Source organism: Paenibacillus sp. BGI2013 (genome assembly GCF_002843485.1).
Classification (GTDB): Bacteria; Bacillota; Bacilli; order Paenibacillales; family Paenibacillaceae; genus Paenibacillus; species Paenibacillus amylolyticus.
Genome location: NZ_PJFA01000005.1, coordinates 265,136 through 284,072, shown reverse-complemented (window position 1 = coordinate 284,072; position 18,937 = coordinate 265,136). Strand labels below are relative to the sequence as shown.

Here is an 18,937-nt window from a genome sequence, read left to right as displayed (position 1 = left end):
GCGTATCACCTCTTCACATGTTCGAACACATCTATATAATCAGGTACAATCCGATCACCATCAATCAGAAGATCACCGATCGTTTCCATAGCCACATCATTAATTTCATCCAGCAGAAGCGTAGGCATCGTTCCATATTGCTCAGCCAGACGCATCAGTTCCCTATCTGGACTTGTGCCAAGTAGAACATGAATCGTTTGCACCTGCTGAGGGGATAATTCCTTGGCAAAGAGCAGCCATTCTTCATCCAGATCAGCCTCAGTAGACTCGTCCCACTGCAACCTAATAGATTCTACTTGCGCTCCTGTTGCAATCTCTTCTGCCGATGGCTCCGACTCCATGGAACCTTCAGTTGGAGTGATCTCGTCCCTTGCTTCCAGTACATCGAATGGATTACTTGTAACATTTGCGTTGTTATCCTCTTCATCCTTCACTTCAGAAGGGTGATCATCCTCAATTGTAAGCGCCAATCGCACGTACTCACTTTCCTGCTGTAAAGATGCCAATTTCTCTGTATCAATACGAATCATCGGTTGTTCCACAGACTCCGCCTGCTCGATCGCATATGCTTTGTCCAGGTAACGTTCAATCAGATTTGCAAGTAGGGGTTCAAGAGTCTGTCCTCGCAATCTGCCTCTGAATCCGAGCAGTTCACGAAGTTTATTTTCAGTACATCGATAGATCCGCGTAACCATCTGCACAAATTCAGCCTGTTCACCTATGGGCATATATCTGAACGATACCGATCTTCCATAGATCGAATCATCATAGACTGCTTTGCGAAACAGAATGCGCTCCATCGTGCGTTCATCGTTAGGATCACACTCAGGCAACAGTCCAACTTGTCGCGTACGTTCCAGGTACGAATCAACCAAGGCCATGACCCGCGGGATGTACTGCTCCATCACTTCTTTGCCGCCATCTCTGTAGAATTTACTGAGCGTAATATCGTAATCATAGTATCTTTGCAGCATATTCAGCGATATATCCGATACATTATCCTGTAAAATGCGTTGCAGCTCCCTATCCAGCATCTCTGCTGGCAGGTATCCGCCCGAAAGGCCCATGACCTCGGATAAGGACATCTCCATCTGATGGACCAGCACATAATCGACCATCCACTCTTGCATATATATATTTAATTGGGGCAGCCGTTCACGGTAGTTCACCCATAGCTGCTTCAATTGATCATAACCATCCTGAGGATTCTGCCAGCCAATGCCGTTAATTAACTCGTAGATATGAACAAATAGATAGGACAGATCGGTATCCGGGTATCTCCCCTGACGCACTTCCTTCCTCCAAAACATATACCACTTGCGCTGGGCTTCATTCATCACGCCATACGTTGGCCAGTAACTCATAAAGGGAACCCACGGGGATACATCCCCCTCCATCTCTGCCCACTGCTTTGCTTCCTCTACAAAACGTTTCTCTGAGGACAATATGCCTCCACGATGCTGAATCGTATCATGTGCAGACTGCACAATGGTTGAACGATCAGGAACCGGAACTGCTGCTGTTTCAGGTTCTTCACTCAGATCTATCTCCATAAATTCCAATTGTCTTGAGTTGTCTTTCATAGAACGTTATCTCACCCTCCTCCAAGACAGAATACGAACAAGTGTATCCATAGGGATCATTATATCACTTGTCCTGTGTCTGCGGTGACGAAATTTAGACATTCCTGGACACAAAAAAGAAGGCATTTCTGCCCTCTTTTCATCATGTCTATTTAACTTTTCTCTGTCCTCTCCGTTATGTGTAAATGTATTATTTCAACTTTATATAGTTTCCTTTTAATATATGAAATAAAGTCCGCCCTACGTATTAATCCATTGATCTAATAGTCGGAATGTCTCTGATGCACTGTGTACCATGTTGTCATGATCTTCTGGAGTGCTGATGGACTGCTGCAGCAAACCTGTAAACTCGCTCCATCTTGTTCTTGTCTCTGAGCCGTAAGCATTGAAATATTCCAATCCACGATCAGCCTCAATGGGCAGGAACTGCGACAAACGCTTGGTCATGATCTGTCCACCGTTCGTGGACCCCTCAATTACATACAGATATCCGAACAAACGGGCAGGTGTTGAAATATCCGGCAGTTCTTCACAGAGCGGAAGTTGAATGATCTCTTCTTCACTGGCACCCAGATTTCGTAAATCTTTTTCCAACAGTCCAGCCTTGCCTCTAATCTCAATATCCAGTCCCGTACTTTCCCAGAAAGGCTGTTGTACAGCCTGATCCTCCAGCGGTTTCAGGAATCCATAAAATTTCTCTAAATATGTTCTATATTCTTCTATAGTCACAGTTTGATTCATAATGGCTTTTGCATAAGGGTTCTGTTCTACTTGTCTGTGATAATGAGCTGTCTCGCTCTTCAGACGTTCCATAATAGTTGTTGCTGTCATCGTAGTTATCCCCTTTCACAATCTGTTCTGTTGTTGCAAATGAATGCTGATCCTCAACTGATTCTCATTGCGCCTTAAAATAGAACTACTTGCGCTGCAATCAGCTCCATTTAATACAAACAAGACTCTATGTAAGTATACTTATTCTTGTTTGAGAAAACTATATGAATCCGTCATTGTTTCACGTTAGATTATTTCCCGCATTGTTATGATAACTTAGTTAAAATTCATAGGATAAAAAAATAAAAAACGACCCCTGACGTCATGTTTGTCAGGAATCGTTTGATATAAAGATGATTTATTTATTTATTTGTTTGTTTATGGGATCGGACCCCGAACCCCAGTTTTTTAACTTGTGTAATAGACTGATTAGAGCCGGAAGTAAGATTGGAAGCATGACAAAACTTAGCAAAACCAATCCGATGATGACAGAAATAGCTACTTCAATCAGCGTAACAACACCGGAAGGAATTAGTGCGGCGAAGGTACCTCCCAATATTACTGCAGCCGAGATCACGACCCCTCCTATATTACGGGAAGCTTCCGTAATTTTATGAATTGGATCTCCTTCAATCTCACGATATTTCATCATGAGGAAGATACTGTAGTCCACACCAAGTGTAACAATCATGATCAGACTGAAGAAAGGAACGTTCCAGCTCAGATAGTCAACGCCAAGCGGGCCAACCATCAGCAATTCATTCAGACCAAGGGCCACATAATACGTCAGGAATAATGCACCTATAATGATTACAGTCTGCCAAAACGAACGAATAATGAACAAAAGTATCAATCCAATTCCAATCAGCATGATCATGGACGTCCGATTCAGATCACCTCCGGATAATTCTTTCATATCCAGGTTCTGTGACGGTATGCCGCCCAGTGCCACTTTCGCCTCACTCAAATCCGTGCCAACCAAAGCCGTTTCCAACTGCTTGTTAAGATTTTGAACAACATCCATCGCTTCTTTCGAATATGGATTATCGGTCAAAATGATGGAGATTTCCGCTGTCTTCCGATCCGAAGACATATACATGTCGAGCGAACTTAGAAACTCTTCTCCTTTTAATACCTCTTCTGGAATGTAGAAGCTTTTCGCAGCATCAGACTGGCCAATATGACCCAAATAATCTTCGGCATCACCAAGACCCTTCGACACATCTGAGAGTCCTTTTGTACTTTCGGTCAATCCGGATTTCAACTCACCCATTTTGTCCTGCAAATCGTTCAGACCGCTTAACAACTGACTCTGTCCTTCATTAATCTGACCCAGCCCATCTTTCACTTCCAATGTTTTACCCGCTATCTGCTTGGTTCCATTGGCTCCAGTCGCCAAACCTTTGGATAGCTCGCCAGCACCGTCTTCAAGCTGATCGACACCTACAGCAACCTGAGTCAGACCGCCACTAATTTGAGCCATTGACTCGTTGGCTTTCTTGAAAGAAACCATAGCCCCATTGTACTGCTGCATCAACGGGTCCAACTGTGTGTATAACGCGTTCAGTTCGGTTTGAGCCGCTTGAGAAATACTAATCACTTGTACAGCATCTTCTTCTGGTTGTAACTCAGGATGATTCGCAATTAGACGGGTCATGCTGCCTTCGATCTGAGCATAGGCATCAAGCGCTCCCTTAATGGCTGTCTTGATGCTTGTGAAAGTACCACTAAAGGAACCAAATCCCTGTTCAAGTTGCGTATACCCTTTTTGCAGATCACTGGCACCTTTAGACAGGACTCCAACCTTTTCTTTAAGGGTAGTAAGTCCGTTTTTCAACGTCTCTGCCCCTTCTTTCCCATTATTCAGCCCATCAGATACCTGATTCATGGCGTCTCCCAATGCATTTACTCCAACTTGCAACCGGCTTGTCCCGTCAATCAACAGCTGTACGTTACTTAAATCATTTGATGATTGAAGCTGTCCAGCTGCAGAGGACAAACCTTCCTTAATTTCGCCCACACCATCGTTTGCTTTACCAATACCCTGATTAAGCTCCTCTGCTTGATCGTTAATATACAACTCTTTAATTTGGACTCCAGTTGGTCGAGTGACACTGTAAACCTCAGAGACACCTTCCACCTTGGACATCTTATCCGTCAGATCATCCAGTGCCTTCAGCAATGTCTGATTGTCCATTGCCTGCTCGGATTGCACAACCAATGTTGTTGGCGCTGAGAATCCTGGTGCATAATGCTCCATAATAAGATTAATCCCCTGTTTGGAATTGTAGTCATTATTGACTTCAAACAGGTCATTATAACTTAGTCGATTACTGTAACTGAATAATAAAGGAACACTAATCACCGCAACCAGAATGATTGCCAGGAAAGGTCTTCGTACCGATTGGCGGGATAAAAATCCCCACAGTCGGCTGTCCGCATGGCCTTCGAATTTTTTCGATGGCCAGAACATTTTTTTGCCCATGACAACCATGAAGAACGGGTTCAACGTATTGAGGACGATAATGAGAACCGCTACTGCGATCGCCACCGCAGAGGTTGCCTGATATAACTGAAACTTGGCAAGCAGGAGTGAAAGAAACCCGATGAATACAGCGATGCCGCTATACAATACGGTTCTGCCTGCTGTTTTAAATGTCGTTTTGGTCGCAAGAATCACATCGCCATTTTGTCTACTTAGTTCCTCCTTGAATCTGGTATATAACAGGATATTATAATCCGTACCAATACCAAAGAGGATAACGACCATAAATATCTGAGTAAAGTTCGAGAATGGAAAGTTAAACCAATCTACAAGATATCCCACAATAGCTAATGAAACAACGTAAGATACACCTACCGTGAGCAGTGAAATAACAGGTATGATCGGCGATCTAAAAATAATAATCAGGATAACGAGGATGAAAATGATTGCGATAATTTCTGTTTTCTGCACACCGTCTTCAATAGATTTACCAAAATCATCATCGATCAGGTCAGCTCCCGTCAGATATGTATCCACATCAGGGATGGCTGAAGATTCTTTTAACAGACTAATCACTTCCGAAAGAGGAATATTTTCATCTTTAGTGACGGTGATTTGAGTCAGGATCGTGGTTCGGTCCTCGGATATAAGCCGATCGGCTTGCTCTTCACCATCCAGATGGCTTGTGATCGTCTCAATATTCAGTTGCTTTTTCTGATTTTTCAGGTTGGATAAAACGGATTCGATCTCCGTCTTTTGCTGGTTCGTTAATGCTTGTGTATCTTCTCCACTATTAAATACAGCAATGATGGAATAGGTATTCCCGCTATCCTTATCCATATCTTTCAACATAATCGCAGCAACCTGGCTTTGTGCCGTTTCAGGAATTGAAATCTGTCCTTTTTCTTTTACCAGTTGACCAAAATCAGGCATCGCCACTACAGAAACGAGAGTAATGAGTATCCAAAAAATCAGGGAAATCGTTCTGGGATTCCTTAGTTTATTCATGATTTATCTTCACACACCTTATGTCTAGTATAGGAATGAATATTCATTCCGTTTATGTTGTAAAAAAAGGCCAATAGAATCAATGGACTCTAATGGCATTCCACAGGCACTCCTCAAGCTGGTTCATTAGCTCCGGCGTCGCTTCCAGGAGACCTTTGTTAAAGTGTTCAAACAAATGAATGAAAGCACCGTAGACTATATTCATTAAAGCTTCTGTAGGCAGTATAAGAATGGCTCCTTGCTGCTGCCCCTTATGTATGCATTCATTCAGAAACCCCATAAATTCATTGACACTTTCCTTGCTTTCATCGTGAAAATGCAATGCATTACCCGTAGAATTAATAAACTTTAGGCGATCCGGGTCGGACTCTGCGAACTTGAACAATCCACGAAAAATATGATGAAACTGGTCTCGTACAGGTATCGGCTCATTCGGAAATCCCTGTTTTAAGGCATCAAGAAACTCCCTGATACTTTTCTGAAAAAGTTCATTCAACAATACTTCCTTGTTCGTAAAATAACGGTAAATAGTTCCTGCTCCCACCTGAGCCGAATCGGCAATCATCGGCATGGTTGTTGCATCGAATCCCCGCTCGGCAAAAAGCGTTAAAGCAGCTGCAAAAATATCATCTTTTTTGCTGCTTTTAGCCATGTGGCTATCCCTCCTTTATACAGGAATGAACGTTCATTCCGTTATGTTTGATTAGTATAACTCCTTTTGTCACTTCAAGCAAGACCTTTCTATCCTACTGTTTATTCTTCAAAATGATACAATAACTATAAAATCTATTATTTTGGAGGACTTATGTTCATGAATATAACCATTCAAGACATTATACAGTATCTCACAGCCCATGTAGAGTTACCGGAGAACACGGTAGATCGGCTGATTACTGGCTCGTCCGACCAAACGGTCACAGGTGTGTTTGTTACTTTTATGCCCACTCAACATGTCATTGAACATGCCGTACAACGTGGGGCCAATCTAATTATCGCTCATGAATCCCCCTTCTACAACCATCACAGTCATACCGATTGGTTAGCCAATGATCCAGTTTATGAAACTAAAAGAAAGTTGATCGACGAAGCAGGCATTTCCATCTATCGATGTCATGATATCATCCACCGCTTCCAACCGGACGGCATTACCGAAGGACTGATTCAGACCTTGGGATGGTCCTCTTATGTGGAACAACGACTAGCGGAAGCAGACATTCTTTCTTTTCCGGAAGGAAGCACCGTTGAAGCTATTGCTCACCATGTGAAAAGTTCCCTGGGCATCGATTATGTACGCGTTGCAGGCAATGCGGAAATAGTCTGTAGACGTGCAGCGGTATTGGTAGGTTTTCGTGGCAATGGCCCTGTGACGATTCCCTTGATTCAGAATGAGCAATTGGATCTCATCATCGCTGGAGAAGGATTCGAATGGGAAACACCGGAATATATCCGTGATGCTGTGCAACAAGGCAAGTCCAAGGCATTGATCATGGTGGGGCATGCAGAGAGCGAGGCTTCGGGAATGAAGCTATTGGCAAACAGGTTGGCAGAACGTTTTCCCGAATTGTCTGTTCGTTTTATAGGCGAGAAGCCTGTGTACACTGTGATCTAATAGGATCATTTGATTTGTATGGAGAGGATCAGGATCTTCTAGCTGATTGCTTCTATTCTCATTGCCTGTCCTACCCTGGAGCTTTGGATACTTTCTATGCTCCGGGGTACGCTGGGCAGACTCTCGTTTCATTTCCTGGATAGCTAACGAACCTGACACACTCTATTTAGCGAATATTAGCCGATTTTCAAAAGTAACGAATCGTAGACACCCTATGCCTCCATTCCCCCTGTTTTACCGCCAATTCTACCCAACATAGCCCATTTAACGTCGCTGAGATTTGTTAGATTTCTCAATTCAATCGAATCAGTACAATAAGGTGTCACTAGTTCGTTAGATTATGATGAAAAATGAGTACTAAGCACATATGCCACGCATCTTTTCATGCCCCATCTGGATTTTCCGAGTTCTTTATTGTACTCTAGATGCTGTGACTTCAAAGCTCAGGACATTTGTCCTTGGCGTTCAGAGTCAATTTATCATTTAATAATAGAAGTCAAAGTGATTGAATAAGGAGCGTACATATGAGAGGAATTATTTTTGCATTACTGGGCGGCGCGTGCATCACGCTCCAAGGTGTTGCCAATACTCGGATTAGCACCGACATGGGCACATGGCAGGCCGCTACGATTACACAACTGACAGGCTTCATCTTAGCGGCGCTGATCCTAATGTTTGTTAGAGACACCAACCTTCAAGGACTCAAACAAGTAAAACCTATGTACTTGGCTGGAGGTGCTTTTGGCGCCGTCATTATTTTCAGCGAAGTGACGGCCATTCAGCAAATTGGGGTTACGTTCACGATCTCGGCTCTGCTCATTGCTCAGCTGTTCCTGACTTTTCTGGTGGATAGTAACGGATGGTTCGGCGTGGTGAAACAAAAGATGAAACTGCCGCAATTTCTGGGCATTGCCTTAATGGTGACTGGTGTCATTATTATGAAACTATAGTTTTTGAAGAAGGATTGAAACATATCGTCGGGGGTGAATAACAGCGTGCAAGAGATCCATAACGAGCAACAATTAATACAATATCTGAAGCAATATCAACTCGAAACTGTATTTCACGAGCCCCTGCGTACACATATGACGTTATGCCATTTCGAGAAGTGTGAATTGATCTGTCGTGAAGGGGAAACTTCCGAATATTTGTACGTACTGGTCGAAGGTAAAATCAAGATTTTCACCACCTCCGCACAGGACAAAACGCTGGTGCTTTGTTTCAAAACACCCCTTGAAGTTGTCGGTGACATAGAGTATGTCCGTGAAAGCGATATTGTTAATACGGTTCAGGCTGTGTCACCTGTGGTGATGCTTCGCATTCATTATCAATGGCTCGCTGAGCTTGCCAGCGATTATGCACCTTTACTTAAATTTTTGCTTAAAATCATCTCACACAAATTCTACATTGACTCGAACTTTTCCAATTTCAACCTGATGTATCCCGTTGAGGTTCGTCTAGTCAGCTACCTGCTCTCCATCTCAACAGAAGAAGCGGGCAACGTCGTTCATGAAGAGCTGGACGCGTTCAATCTGACCGACATCGCGAATCTGATCGGCACCAGTTACCGACACCTGAACCGGGTCATCCAGAAGCTCTGTGCAGACGGGTTAATTGAACGACATCAGGGATTGATTATGATCAAGGATCGAGCGGGTCTAAGGGAAATAACAGGTCACAATATTTATGAATAAGGAGTTCGACAACCATGTTAATCACAGGTATTTCGCTTGCACTACTGGCAGGTGCACTTGTCAGTCTGCAAACGATTTTTAATAGCAAAGTCAATGAACGCACCGGTTCATGGTCCACAACAACGATGGTGCTTTTCACCGGATTCATTGCTTCGTTCCTCATCTCTCTGCTAGTGGAGGGCAAGAACACATTTAGCTTCCAGCATATGCAGCCCTGGTACTGGCTCAGTGGAGCCATCGGCGTTGGCGTGGTCTTCTGTCTCGTGCAAGGGATGAAGCTGCTTGGTCCCACATATGCCATCTCGATCGTGCTAACATCCCAGCTGAGCTTTGCACTATTGTTTGATTCCATGGGGTGGCTCGGTCTGGAGCAAATTCCTTTTTCGTGGAATCAGCTGCTTGGTGTACTTGTCATTGTTGGGGGAATTATATTGTTCAAGTTTGGTGGGGGTAAATCGGAAAAATCAGAGCAGTCCCCTGGAAAACTTCAGTCTGACTCATAAACGAACAAAAAAAAGAGTGTCCGTCCAATCCCGCAGATTGGTCAGACACTCTTTTTATGCAATCAAACCACCACGTATCGTTTCGTTCTCTTACACGAACTCTACGTTATGGTAGACCTGCTGAACATCTTCAAGGTCTTCAAGCGCATCGATCAGTTTCTCGAACTGAGCTTGTGCATCCTCTGGAAGTTCAATATGGTTTTGCGCAAGCATGGTCAGCTCGGCTACTGTGAACTCAGTAATACCAGCAGCTTTGAATGCTTCTTGTACAGCGTGCTTATATTTGTATTTCTCTCACTTTTTGTATGAAATTTTATACATTATCATACCAAATTATGAGTGATTTTACTATAACAGATTACATGTTTATCCTTCTTAAATGTAGTTATAAGCATTAGAGACAACATCAATGAGGCGTATCGGTAACTTTATCTTTAATAATCCGTTTTAGTTCTTCAATGGAATATGCCGGTTTACGTTTATGTAACATAGCATGGCAGTTCGGACATATAGGGCGTAAGTCTTCCACTGGATCAATTTCATATTTTTCACTAATCTCATGCAAAGGCTTCAAATGATGAACATGGATAAAGTTCTCACCGATAATTCCGTAAATGTTAACAAAGTTAAACCCACATACTTGACAGCCTAATCCATAATGTTCTATACACTTCTTCCTAGCTATTGGATTTCTTTCATATACATTTACTGATACTTTCTTTACAGAACCTTCAGTATATATTTCAAGTTCATTGACTTCTTCCGCAAGAATTTCTGGATGATTTTCAGTTTCATTATCAAAAGACCATATTATTTTAACTGGACTTTCATCAAAATAGTCTTTTGCTCTTCCATTTCCTAAAAACAAAAATTTAGGATCATTACTATCTTCTCTCGCGAATATATATGTTCGTCCCTCTGGATTGATTAGGGATTGTATAGAACTCTGTGTTAATGTACTTTTATTTCGCCCATACCAAATAAGATCATTTCCATCAAACCGATTTGGATGGTCATGTCCTGTTCGCCCTGCGGTTCCCACATTTGCAAAGATGAAAGAATCCTTCTCATATTGAGTATATCCAGTATTCCAATGGCCTTTTTGTTTAGCTTTTGGAACATTTAATTTCTGATATATATCATTCCGCGAATAATACTCTCCCACTCTAAATGTTTGTTCTTCTGACATTTGCATTTCATTTTTTGTAGCTAAAGTTTCTTCTATAACTTCAAACCCTAATCGCTTAAGAAAGTTGTTAGTTTCTGCTCCCCCATTAAACCTATCACGACTTAAAGCATGTCCATTAGCAAACCTATTTGCAACACTTATTACATATTTCGGTGGATACAGCCCACCATTATACCTTAAATGATATTTAGTTGATTCTCTCTCTTTTGGTACACCCTCTTTATGTATTACAGCTATAGCATCTAAGATATTTTGTTTAACTATGTTTTGTGGAATCATTTAATAATTAGCTCCTAATCACTTGAAATTCACCCTTAAATCTCAACAACATAAACAGTTGCAGCACTATACTAAATACACAAGATGAAATTGAGATTATACAACATTACATTCTTTATCGTACTATATTTAATCATTTTGTGTAATATAAAGATACAGTGCAATTAGCACTGCATCAATCTTTGTCAACTTTATGTAAATTGGTACTCTTCTATCCTTCTTCAAGATTTTTATAATCTGGTACAAAGAGCCTACCCTGATGCTCAGGCTTTCGTAGCAAGTCTACATGCTGCTTAATTGTATTCACGTTATTTCTATAAATGAAGAAGTGATTTTTTAGTAAACTGTTATTGAAAATCTCCTCAGCTATTTCTTCGCTTGATTTGTGAGGATATTTCTCCAAAAACATGTAAATAGCTAGATTTTCAGATTTTGTCCATTCAGGTGCTCCAGCCATATAAATATACCTCCACTTTTTTATGAAATCCTTTACCTATCGTATCATTTATGGTTAAAACTGTATATAATTATAGTTACTATTGTGAAAAGGAATGAGAACATGCCCAAGGTGTATATCATTAATACAAATAAATCAAACAACCCCCAAGCTGAAAGTGACATGATTAGTAACATGAAATGTGCCGCTTATTATAGCCCTTGGAAGCATTATATCGACACAATCGAAGCAAACGATATTGTTTATCTCTATAGTAGTGGTGTAGGGATAATTGCAAGAGGGATAGCTACAGGTATTGTTGAAATTGATGATTACAATGGGGAAGAGAATGAAGAACATTATATGCACCTAAATCGATTTGAGAAATTGAATACACCATTAACAGCTGATAAAATCACGAATATACTTACAGAGGCTACAATTGATAAAAAGGAATATAAGATTCAATGGAATCAGACTATGATTCTCATTGCTTATTCACTAGGATTAAAAGTTTGGCAAGTGATCACCAAAAAACACATTTAGGATGTACTGTTTTAACAGAATACAAGGAATGATCGTTAATGACCGAAAACAAGAATGCATCTAAGAAGAAAAGTCTATTGGATGTGGTCGGATCATTAGGACCTATACATGGTGATATACCAGAACAAACAAAGGGTAAAACATTCGATTAAATTAGAAAAGAAGCCATCACTAAGCACTTTCAGGAACAGTATGAAATGCTTAATTCATCCAATGAGAAAAATAATGAGACACAAAAAACACTAATAGCTCAGTGCTAATAGTGTTTTTCGCACAAAGTAAATTAAAAGACTATCTAACGAGATTGTTCTTCCACTTTCCATGAGTTAGAGTCGATTGGAGTACATGAATCCGAAAGTTTCACAAACTCTAAAACTGTTCAAAACTAGCAGAAGGATTCTTCTCTGAATATTTAGTAACGAATTGGACCATAGCTTTATATGCCATCAAGTCCAGAACGGAGTATGTTCGTTCTTCAATAGATGTATCTCTTTCCTATGAGTAAATAACTTCATACATATGATTCAAACTTGATTTACTCTGGATAAATGTAATAGCCCTGTCCCAATTCCCATTTTGCTGAGAAGCAGAATAGTCAACACTATGCTCACTTACTGGTTGTGTTTTATCCTTGGAGATTATAAAAGCATCGATTCCTAAGATGCTCAAGTTATTATCCTTACAGTAAGTAATTAGATCAATCGCATCCGAAAAACTATATAAATACAGACCACCACGTATTGTTGCTTTGTCTATAATGTTATTCTTTGAAAGACTCATTTTTTTCTCCTTTCTTGGTGAGTAAGAATTTTTATTGTACTATCCGGTTCCCAATCTGATCGTTTCTGTTACTTACTTGAATAATTAAACCTGATTCATCCTCAACAGTAACATAACTTCCATCTTCGTTAAAATATGCTGCTGCTTCTTTACCATTCGCCTTGTTTTCAGCCTCACTAGTTTAACTTTAGGTTCTCTCATCCATTTCAAACCTAGCACTGGATTTCTCTTTTCATCGATATACCCTTCCTCCACAATGAATTTTAAAAATGAAGGATATTTTTTTGTATTCCATTAATGTAGGTCTCTGATAGTCCTTTCAATTCCAAGTTCATAAGATATGCTTTGATGTGAGAGGTGTTGACTTCTTCTACTTTAACAACTGAAAATTCATTACATAAGTAATTCAGAAATACCCTATTGTTATTTCTATATCCTTTTATAGTGGGGATACTATAGTCCTTGATCTCCTAATCAAAAAGAAACTCTTTGTAAACATCTTCAAATAACATAAAAAAACTCACTCCTTATATGGATTTTCCCATACAAAAAGTGAGTTTTAATACTGCCCTTAGACATCTTAGATAGGAAAACATATATCATCATAAAAATCACCAAGCGCTAACAGGTATACCCTCGCTGAGCTATAAAAATGATGAATTCTTAATATTTGTCCTACCCTGACAAGGCTACAATGATACAATCATACCACCACGTATCGTCTCGTTCTCTTAAACGAACTCTACGTTATGGTAGACCTGCTGAACATCTTCAAGGTCTTCAAGCGCATCGATCAGTTTCTCGAACTGAGCTTGTGCATCCTCTGGAAGTTCAATATGGTTTTGCGCAAGCATCGTCAGCTCGGCTACTGTGAACTCAGTAATACCAGCAGCTTTGAATGCTTCTTGTACAGCGTGGAATTGATCCGGTTCTGCATATACAATTACAGCATCGTCTTCGTCCACGATATCACGTACATCCACATCTGCTTCGAGCAAAAGTTCCAGTACTTCCTCGGAGTTTTTGCCTTCTATACCAATAACCGCTGTTGGATCAAACATATAGGCAACAGAACCGCTGACACCCATGTTTCCGGCATTTTTGTTAAACGCAGAGCGTACTTCCGGCGCTGTACGATTCACATTGTTAGTGAGTGCATCAACGATGACCATCGCACCATTCGGTCCGAAGCCTTCATAACGCAACTCTTCATAGTTCTCATCCCCGCTGCCTTTTGCTTTTTCCATCGCACGATCAATGATGGCTTTGGGTACATTATACGTTTTGGCACGTTCCAGCACGACTTTCAGTGCACGGTTCGCTTCCGGGTCCGGTTCGCCCTTCTTGGCAGCTACATAGATCTCAACGCCGAATTTAGCGTAGACCCGGCTCGTGTTTGCATCTTTTGAAGCTTTCTTTTCCTTGATATTATTCCACTTACGACCCATATCGTTTCCGCTCACTTTCAACATTTAATCTGCTTTCTACTATGCCATTATATCTTGTTGAGCGTACTTCAACAAGTTAATACACACGAAATAATGGGAATAACTGCGGTGATTATCCATCTCCATTTGAAGATTAACCTCAGTTTATCCTCTTATAAATCTCTCAGCAGCAACTAACGTTACCTCTATTCACTCCATATATAGCAGACAAGAAGCACCCCATAAAGGAATGCTTCCGCCCTAAATCAGTCCTAATTTCAGTTATCTTACCCGGTCAATTAAGCGTGAAATTGTCGACCATCCAACACTTCAGGAACATAACCCGCACGAATGACAAAGTCTCCGAAATGTTCCCCTTCATTGCGCTCCTTGGCATACTGATTCACCATTGGAGTTAACGTGTCCAGAATCTCAGTTTCGCCAATGTTTTCTTTATACAGCTTATTCAAGCGATGTCCGGTGAAGCTGCCACCGAGATACATATTGTATTTCCCAGGTGCTTTACCGATAAATGAAATCTCTGCCAGCATAGGTCTTGCGCATCCGTTCGGGCAGCCGGTCATCCGAATGACAATTTCTTCGTCTCTCAGCCCGGCTTCGTCGAGTACAGGCTCCAGTTTGTCGATCAGGGACGGCAAGTAACGTTCGGACTCAGCCATCGCAAGGCCGCAGGTCGGAAACGCAACACAAGCCATTGAACTTCTGCGCAGCGCTGAGTAATGTGCACCATCAGTCAGGTTATATTGCTGAATGAGTGCTTCAATCTTTTTCTTTTTCTGGCCGCTAATATTACCGATGATTAGATTTTGGTTCGCAGTCAGACGGAAATCACCCGTATGCACTTTGGCAATTTCACGTAAACCCGTCATGAGAGGATATCCATCAACATCCTTTACACGACCATTCTGAATGAACAGCGTGTAGTGCCATCTGCCATTATTACCTTTTACCCAACCATATCGATCTCCGTTAGTCTCAAAATGATACGGGCGTGCCGCATCCAGTTTCCATCCCAGACGGCTGGTCAGCTCTTCGACAAACCACTCCACACCACGATCATCCAGCGTATATTTGAAACGAGCATGTTTACGAACTGCACGATCTCCATAATCACGCTGAATCATAACTGTTTTCTCTGCAACATCAATCATTTGCTCCGGCGTACAGAAACCAATGACTTTGGACACCTGAGGATAGGTTTTGGCGTCACCATGAGACATCCCCATGCCGCCTCCTACGGAAACGTTGAAGCCTTGCAACTTGCCGTTCTCCACAATAGCAATAAAGCCAAGATCCTGTGAATAGACGTCCACATCATTGGATGGTGGTACAGCAATACCGATTTTGAACTTCCGTGGCAAATACACTTTGCCATAGATTGGCTCAACTTCTTCGTCCGAGTCCTGGGAATCAACCACTTTCTCTCCGTCCAGCCACAGCTCATGATAAGCCCGGGTCCGAGGGTCCAGATGATTGCTCACCTGACATGCCCACTCATACACTTCAGCATGCACATCAGATTGATTCGGATTCGGGTTACACATCACGTTACGGTTTACGTCACCACATGCAGCCAGTGTGCTTAACAACGAATCGTTCACTTCGCGAATGGTGTTTTTAAGATCCCACTTCAGTACGCCATGCAGTTGGAAAGACTGACGTGTAGTCAGACGAATCGTCTCATTCGCATATTTATGCGCTACCCGATCCATCATCAACCACTGCTCCGGGGTTACAATCCCACCGGAAGCACGCACACGTAACATGAATTGGTATGCAGGCTCCAGCTTGGATTTGTGACGCTCATTACGCAGGTCACGGTCATCCTGCATATAACTACCGTGGTGTTTCATCAGACGGTTGTCGTCCTCTGGAATAGCCCCCGTGATACGATCAGCCAACGTTTCGGTCAGACTTCCGCGCAAGTAATCACTTTTGATCTTTATATCTTCCACATCGCTATTCGTGCGCTGTGGGTTAAGTAAGTTATTATAAACCATGCTGCTTTCTCCTCTCGTCTCTGCGGGATGGTGCAATCCGGCTGGGCCGGTGATTAATAGACGTCCCGCTGATAACGTTTCTCCTGCTGTAACCGTGTCAGATATTCCGATGCCTGCTCAGGCGATAAACCGCCTTCTTGTACAAGAATCGTGGTGAGCGCAGCATGCACATCATGTGCCATTTTTTTCTCGTCACCACAGATATATACGCTTGCACCTTCCTGAAGCCACTGGTACAGTTCTTTGCTGTGTTCCAGCATGCGATGTTGTACATACACTTTCTGTTCCGTATCACGTGAAAAGGCTACATCCATCTTCGTGAGCACACCATCTTTGAGCCAACGTTGCCATTCCGTCTGGTACAAGAAGTCCGTGGCGAAATGCTGATCTCCGTAGAACAGCCATGTCTTGCCCTCTGCTCCTGTTTCTTCACGCTCACCAAGGAAAGATCTGAACGGCGCCACACCTGTACCTGGGCCAACCATGATGATCGGTGTATCCGGGTTCTCAGGTAGCTTAAAATTCGGGTTATGCTGTATATATACAGGCAAGGTGTCGCCAGCTTCGATTCGTTCAGCCAGATGTACCGAGCATACACCGTAACGTTCTCTGCCACGTGCTTCATAACGTACCGAACGAACAGTAAGATGAACTTCATCCGGGAAAGACTTCGAACTACTCGCTATGGAGTATAGACGTGCCGGAATTTTGCGAAGAGCAGCTACAAATTCTCCGGCAGGAATCCCTTTCAGATTATAATCATGAACCAGATCCAGCAGATCACAGCTATTCATGACCGTGCGGAATTCGGAATCATCTGCGAGTAACGCTGTCAGGCCACTCCCAGGATTCAGTTTCGCAAGTTGTTCCACGACCGGTTTCGTCACAGCTGTAATTTCAAAATAACGCAGCAACGCTTCTTGCACAGATGCCTGATCGCCGTTTTTATTCACGGTCACACGTTCATCGGCATTCCATCCCATGGCTGCAATCAATTCATCTACAAGGCGCGGATGATTCTCAGGGAATACCCCAAGGCTGTCACCTGGCTCGTAATCCAGGCTGGAACCTTCCAAAGACAACTCAATGTGGCGTGTTTCACGGTCCGATCCTCTGCCATTCAGATTGAGATTCTCCAACACTTCAGCCTTGAATGGATTCGTGCGATCATATTCGGATTCCCCGCCGCTCACCGCAGCTGTAACAGCCTCCGTGGTTACCGTACTCGCAGTAGCAGATGTACTGCTTAAGGATGCCAGTACTTCATTCATCCACTCTGCAGCTGCTTCATCAAAATCAACATCACAGTCAACGCGTGGTACAAGGGCTGTACCACCCAACTCCTGCAATCGTTTATCGAAGTCCTTACCTGTCTGACAAAAGAACTCATAGGAGGTATCTCCGAGAGCCAACACCGAGTAACGAAGTCCTTCAAGCTTCGGAGCCCGTTTGCTGTTCAGGAATTCATGCAGCGGAATCGCATTATCCGGTGGTTCGCCTTCGCCATGCGTACTGACGATGATGAGGAGATTTTCAATTTTCTTGAGTCCGTTCGGTTTGAAATCTCCCATCGATGACAACGTTACCTGAAGACCTTGCTCTTCAAGTTTCTTGGCCAGCTTTTTCGATAGGCCACTGGAATTCCCGGTTTGTGAACCAAAAAGCACGGTAACTTCCCGGGATACTGGCGGAGCACTGACAGGTGCAATACCTGTAGCTGGTGCAGCCTGTACCAGGTTAGCTGGAGCCGCTATTGTCGCGCTTGCCTGAATTGCTGCAATATATCCGCTCAACCAAGTACGTTGTCCATCGGTCAATGTAGGAATAAGACGATTAAGCAGTTCAACTTGTTCTTGATTAAAAGGGCTGTTTGTCACTTGAAGTTCCACTGTTTGCCACCTCGCGCATTGCTTCGATTTTAATTCCGACTAAAATCATCACATTAATTTAATTTCTTCTCTCTAAAACCTAACACACCGGGTGTTGAGGGTCAATTTCAATGATTTTATAGCATTTATCAGTTTCGCTGATAAAGGACAAAAAACAACAAAAACCCTCCTTTTTAAATCAAGGACGGTTTTGTTATATTTTTAAATTTGGCAGCCAGCTCAAGTTGAAGTTGAAAGTGGAATATAGTCACTAAAATGATTTCCCAGCACTCTGCTTTTATCTCCGTATACTTTGTCCAAGTGATTCTCTCCCCATAGACATATGCGGTCAATGATGTCCTGCAGTGTCAAGCCGTACTCTGTCATCTCATACTCTACCTTGGGCGGAATCTGGGGATGAATGATCCGATGGATGATTTCATTCTTTTCCAGTTCACGCAGCTGCTGGGTTAAGACCTTCTGGGTAATGCCTGGAATAGCTCTGCGAAGTTCGCTTGTTCGTTTTTTACCTGATATCAGCTGATGCAGAATAAGAATCCTCCATTTTCCACCGACCAGTTCCAGCATCGCCTGCACACCACTCTCATATTTTTTCATTTCTTGTTCCACTTGTACTCCCCCATAATTCACATATATGTATATCCGTTATTAAAAGTAACCGAAGAACCCCAAGGTATCTACAGCACTCTCAGGTGCGTACTTCTCAATAAGATGTCA

16 protein-coding genes and 2 pseudogenes are annotated in these 18,937 nt (G+C 42.4%); 5 read left to right on the top strand and 13 right to left on the bottom strand.

Annotation, left to right across the window (positions count from 1 at the left end; genetic code table 11):
* Window positions 1–5 precede the first annotated feature (5 nt).
* From CXK86_RS15130 to CXK86_RS15115, 4 genes are all read right to left on the bottom strand, one after another.
* Window positions 6–1,583 carry a TerB N-terminal domain-containing protein gene (locus CXK86_RS15130; RefSeq protein ID WP_076249500.1) on the bottom strand — a complete coding sequence of 526 codons (1,578 nt, stop codon included), beginning with the start codon at window positions 1,581–1,583 and terminating at the stop codon, window positions 6–8.
* Window positions 1,584–1,823: 240 nt separating this feature from the next.
* Window positions 1,824–2,414, bottom strand: a complete 591-nt coding sequence (locus CXK86_RS15125) for a biliverdin-producing heme oxygenase (protein WP_076249501.1) — start codon at window positions 2,412–2,414, stop codon at window positions 1,824–1,826.
* Between the two features lie 298 nt (window positions 2,415–2,712).
* The gene (locus CXK86_RS15120) at window positions 2,713–5,847 is read right to left on the bottom strand and encodes an MMPL family transporter (protein WP_076249502.1); all 3,135 of its coding nucleotides are present in this window, start codon (window positions 5,845–5,847) and stop codon (window positions 2,713–2,715) included.
* 79 nt (window positions 5,848–5,926) lie between these two features.
* The gene (locus CXK86_RS15115) at window positions 5,927–6,499 is read right to left on the bottom strand and encodes a TetR/AcrR family transcriptional regulator (RefSeq protein ID WP_076249503.1); all 573 of its coding nucleotides are present in this window, start codon (window positions 6,497–6,499) and stop codon (window positions 5,927–5,929) included.
* A 159-nt stretch (window positions 6,500–6,658) separates the two neighbouring features.
* Here CXK86_RS15115 and CXK86_RS15110 point away from each other — a divergent pair, with 159 nt between their 5' ends.
* From CXK86_RS15110 to CXK86_RS15095, 4 genes are all read left to right on the top strand, one after another.
* Window positions 6,659–7,456 (top strand): Nif3-like dinuclear metal center hexameric protein, encoded by a 798-nt coding sequence (locus CXK86_RS15110; RefSeq protein WP_076249504.1) that lies wholly within the window; start codon window positions 6,659–6,661, stop codon window positions 7,454–7,456.
* Between the two features lie 524 nt (window positions 7,457–7,980).
* A complete protein-coding gene (locus tag CXK86_RS15105) occupies window positions 7,981–8,406 on the top strand; it encodes a DMT family transporter (RefSeq protein ID WP_036608521.1) in 426 nt (141 codons plus the stop codon).
* A gap of 45 nt (window positions 8,407–8,451) precedes the next feature.
* Window positions 8,452–9,150 (top strand): Crp/Fnr family transcriptional regulator, encoded by a 699-nt coding sequence (locus tag CXK86_RS15100; protein ID WP_036670692.1) that lies wholly within the window; start codon window positions 8,452–8,454, stop codon window positions 9,148–9,150.
* Between the two features lie 14 nt (window positions 9,151–9,164).
* A complete protein-coding gene (locus tag CXK86_RS15095; RefSeq protein WP_076249505.1) occupies window positions 9,165–9,653 on the top strand; it encodes a DMT family transporter in 489 nt (162 codons plus the stop codon).
* A 90-nt stretch (window positions 9,654–9,743) separates the two neighbouring features.
* Here CXK86_RS15095 and CXK86_RS15090 read toward each other — a convergent pair.
* The 3 genes and pseudogenes from CXK86_RS15090 to CXK86_RS15080 form a co-directional block, all read right to left on the bottom strand.
* Window positions 9,744–9,929, bottom strand: a pseudogene (locus tag CXK86_RS15090) (YebC/PmpR family DNA-binding transcriptional regulator); the annotation flags it as partial.
* 130 nt (window positions 9,930–10,059) lie between these two features.
* A complete protein-coding gene (locus tag CXK86_RS15085) occupies window positions 10,060–11,121 on the bottom strand; it encodes an HNH endonuclease (RefSeq protein ID WP_083684213.1) in 1,062 nt (353 codons plus the stop codon).
* Window positions 11,122–11,332: 211 nt separating this feature from the next.
* Window positions 11,333–11,578: a hypothetical protein gene (locus CXK86_RS15080; RefSeq protein WP_076249506.1), complete on the bottom strand. Its 246-nt coding sequence runs from the start codon at window positions 11,576–11,578 to the stop codon at window positions 11,333–11,335.
* Window positions 11,579–11,680: 102 nt separating this feature from the next.
* On the opposite strand from CXK86_RS15080, the gene CXK86_RS15075 reads away from it, so the two are divergent.
* Window positions 11,681–12,103 (top strand): hypothetical protein, encoded by a 423-nt coding sequence (locus CXK86_RS15075; RefSeq protein ID WP_076249507.1) that lies wholly within the window; start codon window positions 11,681–11,683, stop codon window positions 12,101–12,103.
* Between the two features lie 495 nt (window positions 12,104–12,598).
* Here CXK86_RS15075 and CXK86_RS15070 read toward each other — a convergent pair whose 3' ends face one another.
* From CXK86_RS15070 to CXK86_RS15050, 6 genes and pseudogenes are all read right to left on the bottom strand, one after another.
* Window positions 12,599–12,883, bottom strand: coding sequence for a hypothetical protein (locus tag CXK86_RS15070; RefSeq protein WP_047842745.1), 285 nt, complete (start codon window positions 12,881–12,883; stop codon window positions 12,599–12,601).
* Window positions 12,884–12,914: 31 nt separating this feature from the next.
* Window positions 12,915–13,022, bottom strand: a pseudogene (locus CXK86_RS33020) (colicin E5-related ribonuclease); the annotation flags it as partial.
* A 592-nt stretch (window positions 13,023–13,614) separates the two neighbouring features.
* A complete protein-coding gene (locus tag CXK86_RS15065; RefSeq protein ID WP_036608916.1) occupies window positions 13,615–14,331 on the bottom strand; it encodes a YebC/PmpR family DNA-binding transcriptional regulator in 717 nt (238 codons plus the stop codon).
* A gap of 278 nt (window positions 14,332–14,609) precedes the next feature.
* Window positions 14,610–16,331 carry an assimilatory sulfite reductase (NADPH) hemoprotein subunit gene (cysI, locus tag CXK86_RS15060; RefSeq protein ID WP_076249508.1) on the bottom strand — a complete coding sequence of 574 codons (1,722 nt, stop codon included), beginning with the start codon at window positions 16,329–16,331 and terminating at the stop codon, window positions 14,610–14,612.
* A gap of 53 nt (window positions 16,332–16,384) precedes the next feature.
* A complete protein-coding gene (locus CXK86_RS15055) occupies window positions 16,385–18,220 on the bottom strand; it encodes an assimilatory sulfite reductase (NADPH) flavoprotein subunit (RefSeq protein WP_076249509.1) in 1,836 nt (611 codons plus the stop codon).
* A gap of 219 nt (window positions 18,221–18,439) precedes the next feature.
* The gene (locus tag CXK86_RS15050) at window positions 18,440–18,817 is read right to left on the bottom strand and encodes a winged helix-turn-helix transcriptional regulator (protein ID WP_076249952.1); all 378 of its coding nucleotides are present in this window, start codon (window positions 18,815–18,817) and stop codon (window positions 18,440–18,442) included.
* Between the last annotated feature and the right edge of the window lie 120 nt (window positions 18,818–18,937).

Excerpts from the sequence above, each read along its gene's own strand:
- CXK86_RS15130 (WP_076249500.1), bottom strand. The coding sequence starts at position 1,583 with ATGAAAGACAACTCAAGACAATTGGAATTTATGGAGATAGATCTGAGT.
- CXK86_RS15125 (WP_076249501.1), bottom strand. The coding sequence starts at position 2,414 with ATGACAGCAACAACTATTATGGAACGTCTGAAGAGCGAGACAGCTCAT.
- CXK86_RS15120 (WP_076249502.1), bottom strand. The coding sequence starts at position 5,847 with ATGAATAAACTAAGGAATCCCAGAACGATTTCCCTGATTTTTTGGATA.
- CXK86_RS15115 (WP_076249503.1), bottom strand. The coding sequence starts at position 6,499 with ATGGCTAAAAGCAGCAAAAAAGATGATATTTTTGCAGCTGCTTTAACG.
- CXK86_RS15110 (WP_076249504.1), top strand. The coding sequence starts at position 6,659 with ATGAATATAACCATTCAAGACATTATACAGTATCTCACAGCCCATGTA.
- CXK86_RS15105 (WP_036608521.1), top strand. The coding sequence starts at position 7,981 with ATGAGAGGAATTATTTTTGCATTACTGGGCGGCGCGTGCATCACGCTC.
- CXK86_RS15095 (WP_076249505.1), top strand. The coding sequence starts at position 9,165 with ATGTTAATCACAGGTATTTCGCTTGCACTACTGGCAGGTGCACTTGTC.
- CXK86_RS15085 (WP_083684213.1), bottom strand. The coding sequence starts at position 11,121 with ATGATTCCACAAAACATAGTTAAACAAAATATCTTAGATGCTATAGCT.
- CXK86_RS15080 (WP_076249506.1), bottom strand. The coding sequence starts at position 11,578 with ATGGCTGGAGCACCTGAATGGACAAAATCTGAAAATCTAGCTATTTAC.
- CXK86_RS15075 (WP_076249507.1), top strand. The coding sequence starts at position 11,681 with ATGCCCAAGGTGTATATCATTAATACAAATAAATCAAACAACCCCCAA.
- CXK86_RS15070 (WP_047842745.1), bottom strand. The coding sequence starts at position 12,883 with ATGAGTCTTTCAAAGAATAACATTATAGACAAAGCAACAATACGTGGT.
- CXK86_RS15065 (WP_036608916.1), bottom strand. The coding sequence starts at position 14,331 with ATGGGTCGTAAGTGGAATAATATCAAGGAAAAGAAAGCTTCAAAAGAT.
- cysI (WP_076249508.1), bottom strand. The coding sequence starts at position 16,331 with ATGGTTTATAATAACTTACTTAACCCACAGCGCACGAATAGCGATGTG.
- CXK86_RS15050 (WP_076249952.1), bottom strand. The coding sequence starts at position 18,817 with ATGAAAAAATATGAGAGTGGTGTGCAGGCGATGCTGGAACTGGTCGGT.